18 protein-coding genes are annotated in these 21,452 nt (G+C 58.9%); 6 read left to right on the top strand and 12 right to left on the bottom strand.

Translation table 11 applies throughout. The annotated features are described in order from the left end of the window. Positions 1–30: 30 nt before the first annotated feature. Genes ACN0VH_RS19800 through ACN0VH_RS19780 form a run of 5 tightly spaced genes read right to left on the bottom strand, consistent with a single transcriptional unit; the run spans position 31 to position 5,440 of the window. Positions 31–1,926, bottom strand: coding sequence for an AMP-dependent synthetase/ligase (locus ACN0VH_RS19800; protein ID WP_278924416.1), 1,896 nt, complete (start codon positions 1,924–1,926; stop codon positions 31–33). 11 nt (positions 1,927–1,937) lie between these two features. After that, positions 1,938–2,711 carry an ABC transporter ATP-binding protein gene (locus tag ACN0VH_RS19795; protein WP_278924415.1) on the bottom strand — a complete coding sequence of 258 codons (774 nt, stop codon included), beginning with the start codon at positions 2,709–2,711 and terminating at the stop codon, positions 1,938–1,940. Further along, positions 2,711–3,478 (bottom strand): ABC transporter ATP-binding protein, encoded by a 768-nt coding sequence (locus ACN0VH_RS19790; RefSeq protein ID WP_417702195.1) that lies wholly within the window; start codon positions 3,476–3,478, stop codon positions 2,711–2,713. Before ACN0VH_RS19790 ends, ACN0VH_RS19795 begins: the two co-directional genes overlap by 1 nt. Next, complete coding sequence (locus tag ACN0VH_RS19785) at positions 3,475–4,560, bottom strand: branched-chain amino acid ABC transporter permease (protein ID WP_278924413.1); 1,086 nt, start codon at positions 4,558–4,560, stop codon at positions 3,475–3,477. The genes ACN0VH_RS19790 and ACN0VH_RS19785 overlap by 4 nt, the downstream gene beginning before the upstream one ends. Positions 4,561–4,564: 4 nt before the next feature. Beyond that, positions 4,565–5,440 carry a branched-chain amino acid ABC transporter permease gene (locus ACN0VH_RS19780; RefSeq protein ID WP_278924412.1) on the bottom strand — a complete coding sequence of 292 codons (876 nt, stop codon included), beginning with the start codon at positions 5,438–5,440 and terminating at the stop codon, positions 4,565–4,567. Between the two features lie 470 nt (positions 5,441–5,910). Here ACN0VH_RS19780 and ACN0VH_RS19775 point away from each other — a divergent pair, with 470 nt between their 5' ends. Continuing rightward, positions 5,911–6,522: a TetR/AcrR family transcriptional regulator gene (locus ACN0VH_RS19775; RefSeq protein WP_417702193.1), complete on the top strand. Its 612-nt coding sequence runs from the start codon at positions 5,911–5,913 to the stop codon at positions 6,520–6,522. 26 nt (positions 6,523–6,548) lie between these two features. Here ACN0VH_RS19775 and pcaQ read toward each other — a convergent pair whose 3' ends face one another. Then, a complete protein-coding gene (pcaQ, locus tag ACN0VH_RS19770; protein WP_417702191.1) occupies positions 6,549–7,523 on the bottom strand; it encodes a pca operon transcription factor PcaQ in 975 nt (324 codons plus the stop codon). Between the two features lie 62 nt (positions 7,524–7,585). Between pcaQ and pcaC the strand changes: the two genes are divergently transcribed. The 4 genes from pcaC to ACN0VH_RS19750 are packed head-to-tail and all read left to right on the top strand — an operon-like array spanning position 7,586 to position 10,225. Further along, complete coding sequence (pcaC, locus tag ACN0VH_RS19765; protein ID WP_278924410.1) at positions 7,586–8,002, top strand: 4-carboxymuconolactone decarboxylase; 417 nt, start codon at positions 7,586–7,588, stop codon at positions 8,000–8,002. Beyond that, complete coding sequence (pcaH, locus tag ACN0VH_RS19760; RefSeq protein WP_278924409.1) at positions 7,999–8,739, top strand: protocatechuate 3,4-dioxygenase subunit beta; 741 nt, start codon at positions 7,999–8,001, stop codon at positions 8,737–8,739. Before pcaC ends, pcaH begins: the two co-directional genes overlap by 4 nt. After that, complete coding sequence (gene pcaG, locus ACN0VH_RS19755) at positions 8,739–9,365, top strand: protocatechuate 3,4-dioxygenase subunit alpha (RefSeq protein ID WP_417702189.1); 627 nt, start codon at positions 8,739–8,741, stop codon at positions 9,363–9,365. Before pcaH ends, pcaG begins: the two co-directional genes overlap by 1 nt. A 14-nt stretch (positions 9,366–9,379) precedes the next feature. Further along, complete coding sequence (locus ACN0VH_RS19750; RefSeq protein ID WP_278924407.1) at positions 9,380–10,225, top strand: 3-oxoadipate:acetyl-CoA acetyltransferase; 846 nt, start codon at positions 9,380–9,382, stop codon at positions 10,223–10,225. 96 nt (positions 10,226–10,321) lie between these two features. Here ACN0VH_RS19750 and cueR read toward each other — a convergent pair whose 3' ends face one another. Both cueR and ACN0VH_RS19740 read right to left on the bottom strand, forming a co-directional pair. Further along, positions 10,322–10,738: a Cu(I)-responsive transcriptional regulator gene (gene cueR, locus ACN0VH_RS19745; RefSeq protein WP_278924406.1), complete on the bottom strand. Its 417-nt coding sequence runs from the start codon at positions 10,736–10,738 to the stop codon at positions 10,322–10,324. Beyond that, the gene (locus ACN0VH_RS19740) at positions 10,725–13,268 is read right to left on the bottom strand and encodes a heavy metal translocating P-type ATPase (RefSeq protein ID WP_417702186.1); all 2,544 of its coding nucleotides are present in this window, start codon (positions 13,266–13,268) and stop codon (positions 10,725–10,727) included. The genes cueR and ACN0VH_RS19740 overlap by 14 nt, the downstream gene beginning before the upstream one ends. A gap of 301 nt (positions 13,269–13,569) precedes the next feature. Between ACN0VH_RS19740 and ACN0VH_RS19735 the strand changes: the two genes are divergently transcribed. Further along, positions 13,570–14,682 carry an S-(hydroxymethyl)glutathione dehydrogenase/class III alcohol dehydrogenase gene (locus tag ACN0VH_RS19735; protein ID WP_232405706.1) on the top strand — a complete coding sequence of 371 codons (1,113 nt, stop codon included), beginning with the start codon at positions 13,570–13,572 and terminating at the stop codon, positions 14,680–14,682. An 89-nt stretch (positions 14,683–14,771) separates the two neighbouring features. Here the strand turns inward: ACN0VH_RS19735 and ACN0VH_RS19730 are convergent, their stop codons facing one another. The 4 genes from ACN0VH_RS19730 to ACN0VH_RS19715 form a co-directional block, all read right to left on the bottom strand. Beyond that, positions 14,772–15,869, bottom strand: coding sequence for a M24 family metallopeptidase (locus ACN0VH_RS19730; RefSeq protein WP_417702184.1), 1,098 nt, complete (start codon positions 15,867–15,869; stop codon positions 14,772–14,774). Between the two features lie 316 nt (positions 15,870–16,185). Further along, positions 16,186–17,700 (bottom strand): SpoVR family protein, encoded by a 1,515-nt coding sequence (locus ACN0VH_RS19725; RefSeq protein ID WP_278924403.1) that lies wholly within the window; start codon positions 17,698–17,700, stop codon positions 16,186–16,188. Next, complete coding sequence (locus ACN0VH_RS19720) at positions 17,693–19,024, bottom strand: YeaH/YhbH family protein (protein WP_278924402.1); 1,332 nt, start codon at positions 19,022–19,024, stop codon at positions 17,693–17,695. The genes ACN0VH_RS19725 and ACN0VH_RS19720 overlap by 8 nt, the downstream gene beginning before the upstream one ends. A gap of 17 nt (positions 19,025–19,041) precedes the next feature. Then, a complete protein-coding gene (locus ACN0VH_RS19715; RefSeq protein WP_278924401.1) occupies positions 19,042–20,976 on the bottom strand; it encodes a PrkA family serine protein kinase in 1,935 nt (644 codons plus the stop codon). Positions 20,977–21,452: the final 476 nt, after the last annotated feature.

Genomic DNA, 21,452 nt, shown 5'->3' with positions numbered 1-21,452 from the left:
ATTGATTCGCGGCGCGTTTGCTTCGCACCGTCAATACATGTCGTCGATCAGTGCCTTATGCTTCTTCTCCACAAAACTGCGTTTCAATTTCATTGTCGCCGTCAACTCGTCATCCTCTGCGGTCAACAGAACATTGATCAGGCGGAAATCCTTGATCTGTTCCACTCGGGCAAAATCCCGATTGACCGCCTCCACCTCTTGGCCGATCTGCTGCACCACTTCAGGGGCGGCACAGAGCGACGCAAAGTCACTAAAGGGTATCTTCCGGTCTTGGGCAAATTTTTCAACGTTTTCCTGATCGATCATGATCAGACAGGTCAGGTATTTGCGCTTGTCCCCGATCACAACCGCATCCGAAATATAGTGGCTGAACTTCAACCGGCTCTCGATTTCGGCCGGGGTGATGTTCTTGCCGCCCGCCGTGATGATGATATCCTTGATCCGGCCGGTGATGGTCAGGTAACCCGCATCATCAATCCGGCCAACATCGCCCGTGCGTAACCAGCCGTCGGCAGTGAAGGTTTCGGCGGTCTTTTCGTTATTGCGCCAGTAGCCCTGAAAATTGTTCAACCCAAGGGTCTGAATTTCACCATCCTCGGCGATCCGCAGCTCAATCCCCGGCAGGGCGCAGCCAACGGTGCCGGGGAGGTTTTTCTCCAGCGTGTTGATGGTGGCAATCCCGGCGTTTTCGGTCATGCCGTAACCTTCGATCAGTGGCACCCCAATCGACCAGTACCAGTTCAGCAACTCGGGCGAGATTGGTGCCGCCCCTGTGCCGCCCCGCCGCATCCGGTCCATGCCCAGCATCCGGCGCAGGTTGCGCAGCACCATGAAATCCCAAAAGGCATAGCGCGCCGCCACCCCAGCCGGGGGTTGTTTGCCATACATCACATATTTGGCCCGCGCCTGCCCTGCCTTGATGGCGCGCTGGAACGCCCAGCGCCCCATCGGCGTTGCCTCTTGCGCCATAACCAGAACGCGGGAATAGATCTTTTCCCAGACCCGTGGCACCGCAAAAAACGTCGCGGGAGAGACCTCTTGCATATTGTCAAAAACCGTCTCTGGGCTTTCAGCAAAATTCACGGTGCTAGAGGCCGCAAGCGGAAAATAGACCGAGACATTGCGCTCCAGAATATGGCACAGCGGCAAAAAACACAGCTGTTCATCATCCGGGTTCACAGCCAGGCCGCGCGCGCCAGATTCCATCGAGGCCAGCACGTTTTCATGCCCCAGCATCGCGCCCTTGGGCATGCCCGTGGTGCCAGAGGTATAGATCAGCATGGCAGTGTCTTCGGGTTTGGATTCGGCAATTCCTGCCTCAAAGGCACCTGGATGCTGGGCTTCATAGGCCTGCCCCAATGCGCAGAGATCTTCGAGAAACAGGCATTTATCCCGGTCCAGACCATGCAGACCGTCGCGATCATAGATAATCACCTTGAGCAGGCTGGGCATCTCTGCGGCAACTTCGAGGTATTTATCCAACTGTTCGTCATTTTCGACAAACAGGAACCGGCTTTCGCTGTCATTGACCAGATAGGACAGCTGCGATGCGGAATCGGTGGTATAGACGCCCGAGGCAATGCCGCCGACCCCCTGCACCCCCATGTCGGTATACAGCCATTCACGGCGATCTTCGCTAAGGATCGACACCACTTCGCCGCGTTTCAGCCCCAGAGAGACCAGCCCAAGGCCAATCCATTTCGCCTGCTGCCAATAGGTGGACCAGGAATAGGATTTCCAGATCCCCATGTCTTTTTCACGGTGGGCCGTGCGCTCTTGCAGCGCCATGCAGCGGGCCTGGAACAGTTTTGGCACCGTATCGCAGCCATCCACCAGAACCGGGCGTTGCCCCGGTTCCGCGTTGTAAGAGACGCCATTGATTTCAATCTGGGCAGGTCCGGTCTGTTTGACGACTTGCATATTCATCTCTCCGCCTCCTAGCGCCATGTCTTCTTGCGTTTCCAGCGCTTTTCACCGCGCTGGCCCTCTTCTTGGTGGCCAAGGTAGAAGGATTTGATGTCCTCGCTTTCCATCAACCGGTCCGCCGATCCATCCATCACGATCCGGCCGATTTCCATCACATAGCCCACGTCCGCCAGATCCAGCGCGATACGCGCGTTTTGCTCCACCAGCATCATGGTCACATGTGCTTCGGCATTCAGACGGCGCAGGATGGCAAAGATTTCCTGCACCAACAGCGGCGACAGCCCCAGGCTCGGCTCATCCAGCAGCATGATCTGCGGCCGTAGCATCAGCCCGCGTCCGATGGCCAACATCTGCTGCTGACCGCCCGACAGCGTGCCTGCCTCCTGGTTGCGCCGTTCCGCGAGGATCGGGAAATACTCAAAGACCATCTCACGATCGCGCTCTATCTCGGCCTTGTCAGAACGGGTATAGGCGCCCAGGCTCAGGTTTTCATCCACGGTAAGCAGTGGAAAAACCTCACGCCCTTCTGGCACATGCACGATGCCATGTTCGACGATGCGATGCGGCTCTTGCCCCTGAATGGGCTTGCCGTTGAACAGCACCTGCCCCTTTTCGGGATCCATGATGCCCGAGATGGTTTTCAACAGCGTCGATTTTCCCGCGCCATTGGCCCCTAAAACAGTGACGATCTGGCCCTTGTCCACTTTCAGCGAAACGCCGCGAATGGCCATGATGGGGCCATAAAAACTCTCGAGGTTTTTGATTTCCAGCAAAGGTTCACTCATCACACAGCCCCCGCACCCAGATAGGCCTCGATGACCGCCGGGTCGGCCTGCACTTCTGCTGGGGTGCCCTCGGCCAGTTTGGCGCCATCCGCCAGGGCCAGCACCCGGTCAGACACGCCCGAAACCAGCCCCATGTCATGTTCCACCATCAAAACGGTGATCCCCATCTGTTTGCGAATATCATCAATCCACCAGCGCATATCCTGGGTTTCCTCGACTGACAGGCCCGAAGCGGGCTCATCCAGCAAAAGCAGGCGCGGTTTTGAGGCAAGCGCACGCCCCAGCTCAACCACCTTGCGGACCCCATATGGCAGCCCGGCAATCATTTTGTTGCGATAGGGTTGCAGATCAAGAAAATCGATCACCTCTTCCACCGCCTCGCGGTGGCGCTCTTCTTCACGCCGCACGCGGGGGGTAAAGAACATCTCTTCCAGCAGCGTGGTCTTGCGATGGCGGTGCCGCCCGACCAGCAGGTTTTGCAACACGGTGGCATGTTCAAACAGCTCGATATTCTGAAAGGTCCGGGCAATTCCCAGGTCAGCCACCTGATCGGCCTCGCGGTCGAGCAGGTTGTTGCCGTCAAAGGTGAATGTGCCGGCAAAAGGCTCATAGAAGCGCGAGATCAGGTTAAAGGCTGTGGATTTCCCCGCCCCGTTTGGCCCGACGATGGCGTAGACTTCCCCCTCTTCAACAGAGAAGCTGAGATCGTTGACCGCAACCACACCGCCAAACTTGAGCGTGGCATTTTTGATTTCCAATAGGCTCATCTCAGGCGCTCCGTCTTCAGGTAGGATTTCTGGCGGCGGAACATGTCCTTGCGCGCAAATGGGAACAGCTCAAACCAGGTGCGGATTTTCAGCCACCGCCCGTAGATCCCCATCGGTTCAAACAGGATGAACAGGATCAGGATCATACCAAATACACCGGTTTCCAGCCCAGGAATGGCGACACCACTGCCCACAACGTTGTCCTTCAGGATCGACAGCGCCTGCGGCAGAAAGGCGACAACCACGGCGCCAAAGAACGCCCCGTGGATAGAGCCAAGCCCGCCAATCACGATCATCATCAACAGGGTGATGGAAATCACCAGGCTGAAGGTCTCGTTGTTGAAGGTGCCCGCGTAATAGCCCATCAAGGCGCCGGCCCAGCCGGTGATCATGCAGGAGAGACCAAAGGCCTTGCCCTTGGTGCGGGCAATATGCACGCCCATGGCAGTGGCCGAAACCTCGCTGTCACGCACCGCCGCAAAGGCACGCCCCAGGGGGGAGCGCAGCAAGTTGCGGTAAAACAGGGTGCAGATGATGGTGACAACCAGAACAAGGTAGTAGAACCGTGATGGCATCGACCAGCGCTCGATCTCAAAGCCAAAGATGGTGATCATTTCCGGGAACTTGCCAGAAACACCGCCGCTCCAATGTTCGGTCAGCACGATGATGTCATCAGCCAGAACCGACAAGGCAATGGTGGCAATTGCCAGATAGATCCCGTGCAACCGCAGTACCGGAATAGCAATGATCACGCCGATCAGCCCGGTTAGGATCCCCGCCAGCGGAAAGGCAATAATGAAGGGCACGCCCTGCTCGATCAGGATGGTATTGGCGTAGCAGCCGATTGCCAGAAAGGCCGCGTGACCCAGGCTGGCCTGTCCGGTCTGCCCCGTAAGCAGCATCAGCCCCAGGCCTGCGATGGCCCATATCAACACATTGGTGACCTCGCCCAGAAAGAACTCGTCCAGCAGGTAGGGCAGCGCAAAGGCCAGCACCAGCAGTGAGCCATAAATCGATAGGGTCCAGCGATCAGGAAACAGTCGGATGTCATGCGCATAGGATGTTTTGAAATGAATCCGCATTGGCTTACACCTTCTTCACGCGGACCTGGCTGAACAGACCATGAGGCCTGAAGACCAGCACGGCCAGCAACAGCGCATAGGGCGCAATTTGTGAATATCCTGCAGCAAGATAGCGTGCAGCAAAGGGTTCAATGACCCCGACGATAAGGCCACCGGCTAGGGCACCGGGAAGCGAGCCAAAGCCGCCAATCACTGCCGCGGCAAAGGCCTTAATCCCCAAAAGCCCGGCATTGGGATCAATCGCCCCCTTGGAAGCAAACAGAATGCCCGCAACCGCAGCCGTGGCGCCGGACAGCCCCCAGACCAGCCCCTGCACCCGTTTCACCGGGATGCCCATGAAATAGGCCGCCATCTGATTCTGACTTGCAGCCTGCATCGCCAAGCCCAGCTTGGTACGCTGAAAGAACTGATACAGGAAAAAGGTCATCAGGAAGGTGACGATAATAATGGCCACATCCGCCATGCCCAGCACCACACCGCCAAGTTGCAAATCCCCCAGCGCCAGCGGACTTTCCAGCGTCTGCGGCTCATGCCCCCAGATCAACCCGGCAACAAAACGCAACACGAAGCCCATGGCAATTGTCAGGATAACCACCGCCGTCTGGCTCTGGCCAAAGAGATGGCGCAGGACAAACAGGTCCAGCAGGTAGCCAAAAACCGCCATGATCGAAATCGCCAGCGGCGCGGCAATCCAGAACGGCAGATCCATATATTCCGCATTGGTCAGACCAAGGCTGACAAAGGCCCCGATCATCATGAAATCACCCTGGGCGAAATTCACCGCTTCGGTGGCTTTGTAGATCAGCACGAATCCAAGCGCGATCAGGCCGTAGACACAGCCATTCGCAAGCCCACTGACCAAGAGCTGCAATACTTCCAAATTTTCCTCCCCCCGTTCCTAAAGAACGGTTCCTCGCCCGGTCATATCCGGGCCTTAGCGCCTTCTTTTGTGGGTTTGCGCGCTGCCTCCTCAAGCCGCGGAATCCCAAGCGTCTAAAAACAGACTACTGAGTATGTTTTTCACCTGTCAATCGGCGAGACCCTGCGTCAAATGCTGAAAAACCGCCTATTTTTGATGCCAGACACCCCTTAGGCTGATTCTCAAACTGGCCTGCCAAGCACCCTCTGGCCGCGCCTATAGGTGATCGTTTCTATCAGGTCTTTGGCACTGCTTCGCCAGGGCGCGGAGTGGCTTCTGGCTACGCATATCCGCCCCCTGGCCCGTCCGCCTGGGCTATGGTATTTTAGCACCACTGCCGGGATTGCCTCTCGCCAAGCGGGTCTGATAAAGCCCCGCCTAGGCAGAGCTGTATTCCAGCAGTGTCCCACCCCGAACGGCAGGCAGAGGCCATGTTAGAACAGATCAGCACCTCCAAGAGCGAGATTCTGGATGCAGCTGCCCAATGTTTCATGACGCTGGGCACCGACCGGGCCTCGGTGGATGATATTGCAGCCCAGCTGGGATCGACCAAGGGGCGGATCTATCACCACTTCCCGTCAAAAGGTGCCCTGCTTGCGGCGGTGCAGCTGCGGGCGGCGCGCTTCACCCATCGTGCAGTGGCACAGGTGATCGACCCAAGCCTGCCTGCCGCAACCCTGCTGGAACAGATGGCACGGTGTCACGTCTACGAGGTGTTGAACTCGCTGCCCTATCACAAGGTCATCCTGCAAACCTATGCCGGAACAAGCCCCAAAGCCGTAAGCGAGGTCGAGCGCGACCTGCAAGAAAAGCTGCGCTGCGGGCAACGCCAATATGAGATGCTGTTTCGCAACGAGCTGGCCCGTGGGATCCGCGAGGGCAGCTTTGAACCGCGCAACCTGACAGTGGCGGTGGCCGGGTTATTGCTGATCCTCAATTCTCCGGTGTTTTGGTTCCGCCCCGAACGCGGTGCCTCACAGCAATTCATTGACACCATTGCCCGCGATGTCAGCAGCATGGCCCTGGCCAGCCTGCGCGCCTAGGGTCAGGTCCCGGCTCAGATCTCGGCTCAGATCCCTGTCTGTGGCTGCGCCAACCCAGAACACAACCGCCGCAAACTGGCGCAAAACTGCGCCCCCAGACCCGACAGTTGATGCTCGCTGCGAATACACAGGCCCACCGGCCCCTGGGTGATGGCGGTATCAATCGGCAGCTCTTGCATCACCCCGGCGGCCAGATCACTGCGCACCACCCCCTGGCTGATGATCCAGATGGCCCCGTGTTCCAGTACAAAGCGGCGGCCAAAGCTGGGTGAGACCGTCTCGATAGGGGCCTGCGGCATCAGCAACCCCTGTTCCAGAAACATATGGTCCACCAGCGAGCGAATGATCGCCCCCGGCGGCGGCATCAAAACCGGATGCGTCTGCAAGGCCCCCAGCGGCAGCTGCGCCCGGCCAGCCAGCGGGTGACCTGCAGCCACCACCACCGCCACGGGTTCGTGAAACAAAGGTTCGAAATCAATACCCATCATACGGTCAGGTGCCGGCAAACGACCCACAACCAGATCCAGATCCCCCCGGCGTAGCTGATCCAGCAGCGTGTGATTGTCACCAGTTGCAACCGAAAACCGGCTTCGCCCGCTGCCCGCCCCCAGCTGTGCCAGGGCGTCCGGCACCAGGCTGGCACAGGCCGTGGGCAGCGCCCCGATGGACAGCCGCGCCCCCTCTGCCGCCTCTAATCCCTGCAACATGGCGACCCCATCGCGGGCCAGTGCCAGGCTGCGCCCAGCGTGATGGCGAAACATGTCGCCATAGGGCGACAAGCGAATGCCGCGCCCGTGCCGCTCCACCAGCGGCTTGCCGCAGACCGCCTCCAGTTCACGCAGGGCACGGGTCACAGCGGGCTGGGTCAGGCCCAGGGCCTCTGCCGCCTGGGTCACGCTGGCCTGGCGGGCCACTTCGACAAAGACTTCCAGGTGGCGCAGTTTAAGCTGAGAAGAAAGACGCATATCACCCTCGGAATGCAACCATGCTAAATTTCGCATTATACCGTTCATTTTTGATATGCGATACTGCCATAGCCCCGCAACAGCAGATGAGACCGTAAATGAGCAGCACACGATATGATCAGGGCATGGCCACCCGCCGCGCAGTTCTGGGCACGGCCCATGTGGATCGCGCCGAGGCCGCCAAAACGGAGATGGACACCGCCTTTCAGGCGCTCATCACCGAGAGCGCCTGGGGCACTGTCTGGGCCTCGCAAGGCATTGCCCAACGCGAACGTTCCATGCTGACACTGGCACTCTTGGCGGCGCTGGGGAATTTTGATGAAATCCCCATGCACATTCGTGCTACCGCCCGCACCGGGGCCAGCCGCACCGATGTGATCGAGGCCTTTCAGCATGTGGCGATCTATGCGGGTGTCCCCCGCGCCAACCATGCCCTGAAACTGGCGAAACAGACCTATGCGGAAATGGAGGCTGAAGCCGCCGCCCAAAGCCCTGAGGAGGAGACCCCAACATGACCAAAGCCCCCCAAAAACAGGGTGAGTTCTACCAACGCGACCGGCGCTGGCACCCGCCCGCCTATGCCACGGATTATAAAACCTCGGTGGCACGTTCCCCCAAGCTGGCGCTGATCAGTCTGGAAAACACCGCCAGCGAAATCACCGGGCCGCGCTTTGGCCATTCGGATATCACGCCGATCGACAATGATCTGCTGTCCAACTACGCCCAGCCCGACCAGAGCCCGATTGGCGAACGCATCATCGTGCATGGCCGTGTGCTGGATGAAAACGCCCGCCCCGTTCCCAATACCCTAGTCGAGATCTGGCAGGCCAATGCCAGTGGCCGCTATCGCCACAAAAAGGACGCCTATCTGGGCGCGATTGACCCCAATTTTGGCGGCTGTGGCCGGACCATGACGGATGAGAACGGCTACTATTATTTTCGCACCGTAAAACCCGGAGCCTATCCCTGGCGCAACTGGGTCAATGACTGGCGCCCCGCGCATATCCATGTCTCGATCTTTGGTTCTGGCTTTGCCCAGCGCCTGATTACCCAGCTCTATTTTGAAGGCGATCCGCTGATCAAGACCTGCCCGATTGTGGCTACCATCCCCGATCCGGCGGCCATTGATCAATTGATTGCGCGGCTGGATATGAATGCCACCATTCCGCTGGATACCATCGCCTATAAATTCGACATCGTGCTGCGCGGCCGCCGCTCGACCCTGTTTGAAAACCGCCTGGAGGGGAACTGATGCCACAGCAAAGCGATTACCTGAAAGAGACCCCATCGCAAACTGCCGGTCCATATGTGCATATCGGCCTGGCCCCGGGTGCCGCCGGATTTGAAATCTACGACCAGGAATTGGGCCAGGACATCGCCGGCCCCAATGCCAAGGGCGAACGTATCCGGGTGGAAGGTCTGGTCATTGATGGCATCGGCTCGCCCGTCAAGGATGTGCTGCTAGAGGTTTGGCAGGCCAATGCCGATGGCATTTACCCGCACCCAGAACATGCCGGGCACGAAACGGTCGAGACAGGCTTTCGCGGCTGGGGACGTGTCATCACCGATTTTGAAACCGGTGAATGGGCATTTGACACCGTGAAACCCGGCGCGCTGATGGGGCGCAATGGCCAGATGATGGCCCCGCATATCAACCTGTGGATCGTGGCGCGCGGCATCAATGTCGGGCTCAACACCCGACTATATTTCGACGACGAGGCCGAGGCAAACGCCGCCGACCCGGTGATCAATCTGGTTGAGTGGGAAAAACGCCGCAAAACCCTGGTCGCAAAACGCAGCGAGCGCAACGGCCAGACCGTATACCGTTTTGACATCTGCCTGCAGGGCGATGACGAAACCGTCTTTTTTGATATCTAACGGAGAGAGCAAGCATGACCACCTCCCCCCAGGGCAAGCCCTGTATCATCTGCGTTGCCATCACCGGGTCCGTTCCGCGCAAGGAACACAACCCGGCAGTGCCCGTGACCATTGCGGAACAGATCGAAAGCACCCAGGAAGCTTTTGAGGCCGGGGCCTCCATTGCCCATTGCCATGTGCGTAACGACGACCAAAGTCCAACCTCGGACCCCGAGAAATTTGGCCTGCTGCTGGAAGGGCTTAACAAGCACTGCCCCGGCATGATCGTGCAACTTTCAACCGGTGGGCGCTCGGGCGCGGGCCAGGAACGTGGTGGCATGCTGTCGCTGCGCCCCGATATGGCCTCGCTTTCGGTCGGATCCAACAACTTCCCCACCCGCGTCTATGAAAACCCGCCAGAGCTGGTGGACTGGCTGGCCAGTGAGATGCGCAACTATGACGTCAAACCCGAGATCGAAGCCTTTGATCTGTCCCACATTCACCAGGCCGTGAAGATGAACGCTGACGGGCGGATCAATGGCAATCTCTATGTTCAGTTTGTCATGGGCGTGAAAAATGCGATGCCGGTCGACAAAGAAACCTTTGATTTTTATATAAAAACAGTAGAACGCCTAGCACCCGATGCCCAGTGGTGCGGCGCTGGCATCGGCCCCGGCCAGATCCAGATCAATGAATGGGCCATCGCGGCGGGTGGTCATACCCGCACCGGGCTGGAAGATAACCTGCGCCTGAACCGCGAAACCCTGGCACCGTCGAATGCCGCGCTGGTGCAGCGCGCGGCAGAGCTTTGCGACAAGTACGAACGCCCCGTCGCCAGCTGGCAGCAAGCCCGTGACATTCTGGGGCTGCGCCCCGCCTAATTCCGAGCACTCGGAATAAAACAGGCAGGTCCCGAACGGGCCTGCCTGTTTCTTCATGTGCGACCACTGCACGCATATCTGCACCAATGGGAGCGCCTAGGCCTTTACCCCCTGTTCGGGTAGGTCTGTCTGGCCTGCCAGATCTTTCAGGATTGGACAATCCGGGCGGTTGTCGCCGGCGCAGCACTGGACCAGTTCGGTCAGGGTTTCCCGCATCGCCTGCAAATCGGCGATCTTGGTTTCGATCTTGCGCAGATGTTCCAACGCCAACTGCTTGACGTCACCGCTGGCACGGCTCTCATCTTCATAGAGCGCCATCAACAGGCGGCATTCTTCGATGGTGAAGCCCAGCGCCCGAGCCCGCCCCAGAAAGGCCAGCTTATGCAGGTCTGCCTCGACAAAGCATCGATAACCATTCTCACTGCGGTGCGGCTTGATCAGACCGATGTCTTCATAATAGCGAATGGTCTTGGCCGGCAGGCCCGAACGGGTTGAAACGTCACCGATATTCATGCTGACCTCCTGTTGTCGCAGCCTGTTGCGCCGGGCGAGACGTGGCATCACCCACGCCGGGCCGCCCTGCCTCTTCATCTAAGCTGGATTTCAGCCGATGCAAGCGCAGCGCATTGGTCAGCACAAAGACGCTGGACAGCGCCATGGCCCCCGCCGCAAGACCAGGTGACAGCAGCCAGCCGCCAAAGGGATAAAGCGCCCCGGCCGCTACCGGCACCAGCAGGATGTTGTATCCAAAGGCCCAGACCAGGTTCTGGCGGATATTGCGCAGGGTGGCACGGCTCACCGTCATCGCGTTCACCACACCGCGCAGATCCCCCGAGACCAGCACCACATCTGCGGCCTCGATCGCCACATCGGTGCCAGTGCCGATGGCAAGCCCCACATCTGCTGCAGCCAGCGCGGGGGCATCGTTCAACCCATCCCCGACAAAGGCCAGGGTACCATATTCTGCCTGCAGCGCCTCCAGGGCGGTGACCTTGTCGCCGGGCAGGCATTCGGCGCGCACCAAATCAATGTTCAGGCGGGCCGCAATAGCCTGGGCCGTGGCCTCGGCGTCGCCAGTGATCATCGCCACCTTCACCCCCTGCGCCTGCAAGGCCAGGATCGCCTCGGGGCTGCCGGGCTTGATCGGGTCGGCAACCGCCAGCGCGGCGGCGGCGGTGCCGTCGATGGCGACATAGAAAGGTGTCTCACCTGCCTTAGCCCAGGGGGCCGCCGCCGCCACAAGCGCCGCAGCCTCAATGCCTTCGCGCTGCATCAGACGGGCGGTGCCGACCAAAACCTGCCGCCCTTCGACCTTGGCGCGCAGACCATAGCCCGGAATGGCCTCGACCGCTTCGGCCTGGGGCAGGTCACTGCCGGCCGCGGCCACCAGGGCGCGGGCGATGGGATGTTCCGACTGCGCCTCGGCGGCACCGACAAGGCGCATCACCGCATCACGCCCAAAGCCGTCGCTGGCGGCAAACTGTGTCAGCGCGGGATGGCCTTTGGTCAGGGTGCCCGTCTTGTCCAGCGCCACCACCTGCACCGATTGCAGCCGTTGCAACGCATCACCTTTGCGAAACAGCACCCCAAGCTGCGCTGCACGGCCAATGCCAACCATGATGGAGGTGGGCGTTGCCAGCCCCATGGCACAGGGGCAGGCAATGATCAGCACCGAGACCCCGGCAACCAGCGCCAGCGGCAAGGCCGGGGCCGGCCCAAGCAACATCCAGGCCAGCACTGTCAGCGCAGCCACCAGTATCACGGCAGGCACAAACCACAGGGTGATGCGATCCACCAGCCCCTGCACCGGCAGCTTGGCCCCCTGTGCCTGCTCTACCATCTGGATGATCTGTGCCAGGGCGGTATCCCGGCCAATATGGGTGGCGCGGTAGTCTAGCGCCGCCGCGCCGTTCACCGTCCCGGCCGAGACAACAGCCCCTACAGTTTTTTCAACGGGTACAGGTTCACCACTGAGCATGCTTTCATCGACATAGGACTGGCCGGATATGACCTCCCCATCCACCGCGATCCGCCCGCCGGGCCGCACCCGGATCACGTCCCCCGCCACGATGTCGTCAACCGGGGTTTCCACCAGTTGATCGCCGCGCATGACCTCGGCGGTTTTGGGCTGCAGGCTGACAAGCTTGCGAATGGCCGCTCCGGTGCGCCCCTTGGCGCGTGCCTCTAGCAGGCGACCGGTAAGGATCAGCACCACGATCACACAGGCGGCCTCATAGTAGACATGCGCTGTCCCTGCGGGCAGCAAGCCGGGGGAAAAGGTGGAAATGACCGAAAACCCATAGGCCGCCGCCGTGCCCAGCGCCACCAGCGCATTCATATCCGGCGCACCGCGCAACAGGGCCGGAATGCCGAGGCTGTAAAACTGTCGCCCCGGCCCCGCCAATACCGCCGTGGCCAGCACGAACTGCAGCAAATAGCTGTTGAACTGGCCGATATTGGCCATCACCCAGTGATGCAGACCCGGCACCATATGGCCGCCCATCTCGATCACAAAGACCGGCAGAGTAAGGATGCCAGCAATCAGCAACTGACGTTGCAGACGCAGCTGTTCATCCGCCTTGCGCTGCTGCACCTGGGCCTCTTGGTCCTGGCTGTCTACATCAGCGCGCCGATGCGCCGGATAACCCGCATTGGCGCTTGCCTCGCTCAACTGCGCGGCGCTGACCATGCCTGACAGATAGTCTACCTCTGCCCGTTCGTTTGCCAGATTGACCTGCGCCAGGATCACCCCTGGCACCGCCTGCAAGGCGGCCTCGGCACGGCCAACACAAGAGGCACAGCTGAGCCCGGCGATGTCTAGGCTCAGATGCGAGACCTCTGCCGGGTAGCCGGCACGATTCAGCGCCGCAACAATATCCGCCATCGGTAGACCGGCGGCGGCCTCAACCTGCGCCTTACTCGTTGCCAGATTGACCGAGGCCGCCTTGATGCCCTCGACCCCGCGCAGGGCTGCCTCGGCTCGACCAACGCAGCCTCCACAGGTAAGCCCTGATATTTGCAGTGAAATTTTCTGATATGCCATTCTCGTCAATCCAGAGGTTTTGATCATCTGCCCCTCATATGGGGCTTCCAGTCAAGGGAAGGTCAAGGCCTTCTTGACCAAAATTCAGCATTATTGGTCGCATTTGGGATCTGCCTGCCTGCCGAAGAAAGTTAGGCTCGCCCCACCCTTGCCTGTTGAGTTTGGCGAATGTAACGCTAGACGCAGCGATCCTTGCGGGCGCGGCAGCGCGCTGCCACAAACCAGGGTGAACACGGCTCCAAATGATCCTGGCGCCCATGGGTGCAGGGTCAGACAATACAAACGAAGGATCAAACACATGATGCGCACGCGTGCCGCCGTTGCTGTCGCTCCGGGCAAACCGCTCGAAGTGATGGAAGTGAACCTGGAAGGCCCCAAGGCCGGTGAAGTGCTGGTGGAAATCAAGGCCACCGGCCTGTGTCACACCGATGAATTCACCCGCTCCGGCGATGACCCCGAGGGGATTTTCCCTGCCATTCTGGGCCATGAGGGGGCCGGCATTGTGATCGAAGTGGGCGAAGGCGTCACCAGCCTGGAAGTCGGTGATCACGTGATCCCGCTCTACACGCCAGAATGCCGCGAATGCGAGTACTGCCTGAACCCCAAGACCAACCTCTGCCAGTCGATCCGCACCACCCAGGGCGCGGGCCTGCTGCCAGATGGATCTACCCGGTTTTCGATGCTGGATGGCACGCCCATTCATCACTACATGGGCTGTTCGACATTCGCCAACCACACCGTGGTGCCCGAAATCGCGCTGGCCAAGGTGCGCAAGGACGCCCCCTTTGACAAGATCTGCTACATCGGCTGCGGTGTCACCACCGGTATCGGCGCGGTGATCAATACTGCCAAAGTAGAAATCGGTTCGACCGCGATTGTCTTTGGCCTGGGCGGCATTGGCCTGAATGTGATCCAGGGGCTGCGGCTGGCCGGTGCCGACCAGATCGTCGGTGTTGACCTCAACCCCGGCAAGGTCGAGATGGCAACGCATTTTGGCATGACCGATTTTGTCAACCCAGCAGAGGTGAGCGGCGATCTCGTGGCGCATCTGGTCGAGCTGACCGGCGGCGGCGCTGATTACACCTTTGACGCCACTGGCAATGTGAACGTGATGCGCACCGCACTGGAAGCGGCGCACAAGGGCTGGGGCGAAAGCATCATCATCGGGGTGGCCCCGGCCGGCGCCGAGATCTCTACCCGCCCTTTCCAGCTGGTCACAGGGCGCAGCTGGCGCGGCACCGCCTTTGGCGGCGCTTCGGGACGTACCGATGTGCCTAAGATTGTCGATTGGTACATGGATGGCAAGATCGAGATCGACCCGATGATCACCCACAAGCTGACGCTGGATCAGATCAACGAAGGCTTTGAGCTGATGCACGCGGGCAAATCCATTCGCGCGGTTGTCGAATTCTGATCGCAGCACAGACCTGAAGATAAACCAGAAAGGCGCAGCCCATATCGGGACTGCGCCTTTTTTGTTGGTTCAGCCTTGGTCCCGGGCGTTCAGCCGCCGACCACCAACAGTTCCTTGGGGAACTGGGTCAGGACTTGGCAGCCCTCTTGGGTAATCAAGACGTCGTCTTCGATGCGTACGCCAAGCTCTCCCGACAGGTATAGCCCCGGCTCGTTGGTATAGACGGTTCCGGCAGGCAGAACTTGGTGGTTGCCCCGCATGATATAGGGGGCCTCATGCACGTCACGGCCCAATCCGTGTCCGGTTTTGGTGCGGATATGCTCTGCAAAATCAGAGGCCTCCAACACCCCTGTCACCACATCGTCAATCTGATGCGCAGTGACCCCGGCACGGGTTGCCGCCAGCCCGGCCATATTGGCCGCCAGCACTGTATCATAGACCGCGCGGCCTTTCTCGCTGACCTCTGCAACAAAAACCGTGCGGGTGATATCGGCGCAGAATCCGTCCTTGCGGCCGCCAAAATCAAACAGAAGCGCATCACCGGGCTGGATTTTGTAATCCTCGCGGGCATGGCCGTGGGGACGCGCCGCATTATCGCCAGCCACCACAATCGGCGGAAAGGACAGCGCATCGGCGCCTTCAGCGAACAGGGCCTGGATCAGGCGGCTTTCGATCTGCTTTTCGCTCTGCCCGACCTGAACGGTTTCCAGCACCTGCGCCAGGGCGCGTTCTGAAAGATCAATTGCCCGTTGCAGCGCCGCGACATCCGTCTCTGTCTTGACCATCCGCAGCCCGGAAATTTCACGCTCGGCGTCGATGATTTCCAGCCCCGGAGTGGCCTGCATCAAAGCGTGGTGGACAAACACCCGCATCACCTGCCCCTCGACCGCAAGCCGCTTGATCGGCAGATGCGCCGCAAGATCGGCAAAGGCCGTCTGATAGCCGGTCTGGTCGCGCCAATCAAAAACCGCACCATCAAAACCCAGCTGCCCCCAAGAGCCCAGTTCCAGGTTGGGCAGCAGGGCCGCAGGCTTGCCTTCTGCGGGGATCACCAGCACGAATGGGCGTTCGTGGCTCATGAAATCTTGCCCAAGCGCGCGGGTGAAGTTCGGCCCCGGCACCAGGGCCAGTGCATCAACCGACATGGATTTGGCCAACTGGCGGTACTCGGCAAGAGAAGCGGTCATCAAGGGTCTCCGGATGTTGAATAAGATAGGCAGGACACAGGATCGGGTGCCCCGAACTGGCAAAACCGCCAGTGGGGTGGCCACGCAAAGACCAGTTAGAATATTTTATCCAATTTGAAAACACCCTTGTCCATCAAGCGCCCCAGCATGATGCTAGGCACGCGGCCCCCATCGGCATCCGGACCTGGCGCCGGATCATCCGCATCTGACAGTGACCGCCCTGCGCACCGATAGCGCATCGGGACCGCAGCCGCATCAGCCCCCTTATGTGATTGATGAGCTGCACAAAACCTACCCGCCGGGATGATGTGCTGCTTTAACTCTCAATCAGGGTTTCGACCGCGTCCAGCGTAACCTCATAGCCCCAGAGACGGCGCAGGTGTTTCAACACTTCATCTTTATTGGCCTCATCCAGGTGAATGCCATCGCGTACCGTATGGGTCAAAATCAAGCGTCGGTCGCCGCTCAGATCCGCATCGGTGACCTGAATATCGGGTTCCAAATAGGCCAGATTATATTGCTGCGCCAGGGCCTGGCGCATCGCCTTGTAACCGGCACGATTGTGAATATGGCTGACCACCAGATCTTTTTGCGAGGCGTCATCCACAAGGGTGAACAGCTTGAATTTACGCATCAAATGCGGCGATAGAAACTGCTGGATAAAGCTTTCGTCGCGGTAGTTGGCCCAGGCGTGGCGCAACACATGGCGCCAGTCGTCATGACCGGCGATATCTGGAAACCAGTCGCGGTCTTCTTCTGTTGGCTCTTCGCAGATGCGCCGGATATCCATCATCATGGCAAAGCCCAGTGCATAGGGGTTGATGCCGCTATAGCGCGGATCGTCAAAGTCAGGCTGCAACACCACATTGGTATGGCTGTGCATCATCTCCAGATAAGCACCTTCCGACAGGCGCCCCTGACTGAAAAGCTCATTAATGATGTAATAGTGTACAAAGGTGGCGCAGCCCTCATTCATCACCTTGGTTTGCTTTTGCGGATAGAAATACTGCGCCAGCATTCGCACGATCCGCAGCAATTCACGCTGCCAGGGTTCCAGGACGGGGCTGTGCTTTTCCAAGAAATACAGGATGTTCTCCTGCGGCAAGTTCATGTTCTTGCGGCGCGCCGCCTGGGGCGCATCCTTAGGTGTCTCTGCACTGTCGTGCCCCAGGGTGGCATCGGTCCAGATATCGAGCAGACTGCGACTGCCGGCATAGCCATCGCGCACGCGTTGCATCGCCGCCAGCTCTTGCGAGGTCGGCTTGGGCGGACGGCCATAGCGAAACACCCCCTGGGTTTGCAAGGCATGCCCGGCATCAAGAATTTCCTCAACGGCATCAATCCCATAGCGTTCTTCGCAGGCAGCGATATAGTTCTTGGCAAAGGCCAGGTAATCCTGAATGCCATCGGCATCTGTCCATTGCAGAAACAGATAGTTGTTCTTGAAAAAATGGTTATGGCCAAAGGCCGCATGCGCCATGACGAGCACCTGCATCGCCATGGTGTTTTCTTCCATATTATAGCTGATGCAGGGGTTGGAGTTGATCACGATCTCATAGGCAAGCCCCTGACGACCGGTGCGATACAGCGCCTCATCGCGGGCAAAATGCTTACCGAAAGACCAATGCTGATACATCAGCGGCAGCCCGACGCAGGAATAGGCATCCAGCATCTGTTCCGACGAGATGATTTCGATCTGGTTTTGATAGAGGTTCAGCCCCAGATCATTCAGCGCGATTTCCTCAATGGCATCGCGGGCCTTTTCCAGCAGCGCAAAGCTCCATTCTGGCCCCTCAAACAGCAGTTTGGAGCCTGACTTTGCTTCAGGCATTCTGGCCTCCTTTCAGCCGTGGTAAAAAGAACTCTCTGAAAATTGGGTAGATATGTGCCGCATGGGCGACCCGCTGCATTGCAAAATGCTCGGTCTGGTCTTTGACTGCCCGGTAATTTTGCCACAGGTCATCCCCGGCGGACAGATCTTGCAACAGATCCTCGGCGTCTTCTTCAACCACCTCCATATAGGCGTAATACTGGCAGACGGGCAGCAGGTCCTCGAGCAGCAGTTTTTTGCAGCGCACGGAATCATTGCCAAAATTCTCTCCGTCCGAGACCTGGGCGCCATAGATATTCCACTCTTGCGGCGGATAGCGGTCGGAGATGATTTCGCGCATCTTGTCCAGCGCGGTAGACACAATGGTGCCGCCGGTCTCACGGGCATAAAAGAAGGTCTCTTCGTCCACCTCCTGGGCGTGGTGGGTATGGCGGATAAACACCAGCTCTGTCTGTTCATAGCAGCGCGCCAGAAACAGGTGCAAAAGCAGGAAAAACCGCTTGCCCAATTCTTTTTCACGGTCCTGCATAGAGCCCGAGACATCCATCAGGCAAAAGACAACCGCCCGGGACTTGCGGATCTTTTCAGGTACATGGGTGTCAAACCGCAGATCAATCGGGTCGATATAGCCCACCATCTTGCGCTTGCGCTGCAGGCTCTCCAGCCGGGCGCGCATCTCTGCCAGTAGCTCTTCCTGCGCGTCAGAGCGATTGGGCAGTGCCTCGAGCATTTCAATCTCGCTCTGCAGCTCTTCCTCAGCGCGGCTTGACGGGCGATGCAGCGCGATGCGGCGGCCCAGCGCATTGCGCATGGTGCGCACCAAGTTGAGGTTGTTGGGCGTCCCGACCGTGGTCAGCCCGGCCCGGCGCGTGCCGATTGTCTCTGTCTCGACCAGTGATTTTTCAACCAGGTCGGGCAGTTCCAGCCCATCAAACAGGATTTCCAGATATTCATCCTGGGTCAGGGTAAAGGAGAACTCATCCTCACCCTCGCCATCCTCGGAGGCCTGGCGCCCATTTTGCCCCGCGCCGCCATTTGGTTTGGGCAGGGTATCGCCAACAACAAATTCTTTGTTGCCCGGCAGCACATGGCGCCGGTTCCCCCCCTTGGAACCATGGAAGAAACGTGGCTCTTGCAGCCCCCGCGCGGGGATTGTCACCTGTTCGCCATCCACCGGCACGGCCTTGCCATCCTGGACGGATTTATCGCGCACTGATCTGTCCACCCGGTCTTTGATGTTCTCACGGGCCCGACGCAAGAACCGCTGCCGGTTGCCATGGCTTTTGCCCTTTGGGTTGGCACGTCTGTCGATAAAGTGATGCACTGTCCTGGCGCCCCCTGTTACCCGGCCTTATTGACCCGCATGTACCATTCCACCAAGCGGCGCACCTGACGGTCAGTGTAACCGTGACTGCGCATGCGCTCGACAAATTCCTGGTGTTTGCTTTCCGTCTTGCTATCCTTCTTACTGCCAAAGCTGATCACCGGCAGCAGTTCCTCGACCTGACTGAACATGTGCTTTTCAATCACATCACGCAGTTTCTCATAAGAATTCCAGGCAGGGTTCGACCCGGTATTGGCCCGGTGGCGCAGAGCAAATTTGACCACCTCGTTGCGAAAATCCTTGGGATTGGCGATCCCGACCGGCTTTTCGATTTTGCTCAGCTCAGCATCCAGGATGTCGCGATCATAGAGCTGGCCAGTGTCGGGATCCTTGTAATCCTGCTCTTCGATCCAAGCGTCGGCATAGGCAATGTAGCGGTCAAAGACATTCTGGCCATATTCAGTGTAGCTCTCAAGATAGGCCTTTTGAATTTCATTGCCGATGAATTCCTCATAGCGCGGCGCCAGATCGGATTTGATGAACTCCAGATATTTTGCCTCTACCTCGCGCGGAAACTGTTCCCGCTTGATCGTCTGTTCCAACACATACATCAGATGCACCGGATCGGCGGCGATTTCATTGGTGTCGAAATTGAAGGTCGACGACAGCACCTTGAAGGCAAAGCGGGTGGAGATCCCGGTCATGCCCTCATCCACCCCGGCCCGATCCTGGTATTCCTGCACGGTCTTGGCCTTGGGGTCCGTGTCTTTCAGGCTCTCGCCGTCATAGACCCGCATCTTGGAATAAAGGTTCGAATTCTCGTGCGGCTTCAACCGGGTCAGCACTGAAAACCGGCTGAGGATCTTGAGCGTTTCTGGCGCACAGGGCGCAGCGGCCAGCTCACTGTGCTGGATCAGCTTGTCATAGATAAGCGCCTCATCACTGACCCGCAGGCAATACGGCACCTTGACGATCGACACCCGGTCGATAAAGGCCTCGTTGTTCTTGTTGTTCTTAAAGGCCTGCCATTCGCTCTCATTGGAATGGGCCAGCACCAGGCCGGTAAAGGGAATGGCCCCAAAGCTTTCAGTGCCCATATAGTTGCCTTCCTGGGTGGCTGTCAGCAGGGGGTGCAACATCTTGATCGGCGCCTTGAACATCTCGACAAATTCCAAGATGCCCTGATTAGCGCGGTTCAGACCACCAGAGAAACTATAGGCATCCGGGTTGTCTTGGCTGAAATGCTCTAGCTGGCGAATGTCGACCTTACCCACCAGGGTTGAAATATCCTGGTTGTTTTCATCACCGGGTTCGACCTTGGCTACCCCCACGCGCCGCAGCCCCGAAGGATAGATCCGCGCCACGGTGAATTTGTTGATATCACCGCCATACTCATCCAGCCGCTGCACCGCCCAGGGTGAGAGAAGACCAGGCAGCCGATGGCGGGCAATGCCGTAGCTCTCTTCCAGCACCTCACCCATGCGCACCGGGTCAAACAGGCCCAGCGGGCTTTCATAGATTGGCGACAGCTGATCGCCCGCTTTCAGCACATAGATCGGTTGATCTTCGACCAGCCGTTTGAGTTGCTCTGCCAAAGAGGACTTACCACCGCCCACTGGCCCCAAGAGATAGAGGATCTGCTTGCGCTCTTCCAAGCCCTGGGCAGCATGGCGGAAATAGCCGACGATCCGTTCAATGGTGTCTTCCATCCCATAGAAATCTTCAAAGGCGCGATAGCGTTTGATGGTGCGGTTCTGAAAGATCGGCCCAAGACGCGCATCGCGTGAGGTATCAATGATCTCCTCCTCGCCAATCGCCTTGAGCATCCGTTCAGCCACATTGGCATAGAGGCTCGGATCCGTTCGGCACCCCTCAAGATAGGAGTTGAGGGACATTTCCTCTTCACGGGTCTGGCCGTATTGCTCTGCAAAAATCTCGGCAATGTTATTCATCGGGATCTAGCCTCCTGGGGTTACGCTGCGCCTGTCCTCCTGGCGGTGGGAAACCCACGGACACGAGACAGGCCAAGCCTGGCCGAGGGATGTCCGCGAGTGTCTTTGGTTGTGTGATCTCTGCTCTCATCCGGCGGTGCCCAACGCACCGGCGACCCGCTTCGGTCAGAGGGCTTGCTCGGGTGTGGACGGGGCTCGGGCGCCGTTTCGTCATCCGCGTGAACTTGCGCGCGGGGACATTAGGTTCATGGTTCATACTAATAAGATCTGGTGTACTTTCAGTTAATATCCAGAGGAAAATTAACAAATTCCTTCACAACTTTGCCATTGCAAGCGCAGCCCCCGACGCAACCCACCGCCGGACCAGTCCCTGCTTGGATTTTTCCATCGCTGTGTCAGCCCTGCCAAGGCCCGCCTCTATGCGAGCAAAACCGATGGCATTGGCCTGCCGTAGCGCCGCCATATTCGGCAGGGCC

Source organism: Pseudophaeobacter sp. (genome assembly GCF_048267565.1).
Classification (GTDB): Bacteria; Pseudomonadota; Alphaproteobacteria; order Rhodobacterales; family Rhodobacteraceae; genus Pseudophaeobacter; species Pseudophaeobacter profundi.
Note: the sequence above shows the minus strand (reverse complement) of the source record. Positions and strands in the feature narration are given on the sequence as shown.

Bases quoted from the DNA above. Each gene is read 5' to 3' on its own strand.
- pcaQ (WP_417702191.1), bottom strand. From the start codon at position 7,523: ATGCGAAATTTAGCATGGTTGCATTCCGAGGGTGATATGCGTCTTTCT.
- ACN0VH_RS19785 (WP_278924413.1), bottom strand. From the start codon at position 4,560: ATGCGGATTCATTTCAAAACATCCTATGCGCATGACATCCGACTGTTT.
- ACN0VH_RS19735 (WP_232405706.1), top strand. From the start codon at position 13,570: ATGCGCACGCGTGCCGCCGTTGCTGTCGCTCCGGGCAAACCGCTCGAA.
- ACN0VH_RS19740 (WP_417702186.1), bottom strand. From the start codon at position 13,268: ATGGCATATCAGAAAATTTCACTGCAAATATCAGGGCTTACCTGTGGA.
- pcaH (WP_278924409.1), top strand. From the start codon at position 7,999: ATGACCAAAGCCCCCCAAAAACAGGGTGAGTTCTACCAACGCGACCGG.
- ACN0VH_RS19795 (WP_278924415.1), bottom strand. From the start codon at position 2,711: ATGAGTGAACCTTTGCTGGAAATCAAAAACCTCGAGAGTTTTTATGGC.
- ACN0VH_RS19800 (WP_278924416.1), bottom strand. From the start codon at position 1,926: ATGAATATGCAAGTCGTCAAACAGACCGGACCTGCCCAGATTGAAATC.
- ACN0VH_RS19750 (WP_278924407.1), top strand. From the start codon at position 9,380: ATGACCACCTCCCCCCAGGGCAAGCCCTGTATCATCTGCGTTGCCATC.
- ACN0VH_RS19725 (WP_278924403.1), bottom strand. From the start codon at position 17,700: ATGCCTGAAGCAAAGTCAGGCTCCAAACTGCTGTTTGAGGGGCCAGAA.
- ACN0VH_RS19775 (WP_417702193.1), top strand. From the start codon at position 5,911: ATGTTAGAACAGATCAGCACCTCCAAGAGCGAGATTCTGGATGCAGCT.
- ACN0VH_RS19730 (WP_417702184.1), bottom strand. From the start codon at position 15,869: ATGACCGCTTCTCTTGCCGAGTACCGCCAGTTGGCCAAATCCATGTCG.
- pcaC (WP_278924410.1), top strand. From the start codon at position 7,586: ATGAGCAGCACACGATATGATCAGGGCATGGCCACCCGCCGCGCAGTT.
- cueR (WP_278924406.1), bottom strand. From the start codon at position 10,738: ATGAATATCGGTGACGTTTCAACCCGTTCGGGCCTGCCGGCCAAGACC.
- ACN0VH_RS19715 (WP_278924401.1), bottom strand. From the start codon at position 20,976: ATGAATAACATTGCCGAGATTTTTGCAGAGCAATACGGCCAGACCCGT.
- pcaG (WP_417702189.1), top strand. From the start codon at position 8,739: ATGCCACAGCAAAGCGATTACCTGAAAGAGACCCCATCGCAAACTGCC.
- ACN0VH_RS19790 (WP_417702195.1), bottom strand. From the start codon at position 3,478: ATGAGCCTATTGGAAATCAAAAATGCCACGCTCAAGTTTGGCGGTGTG.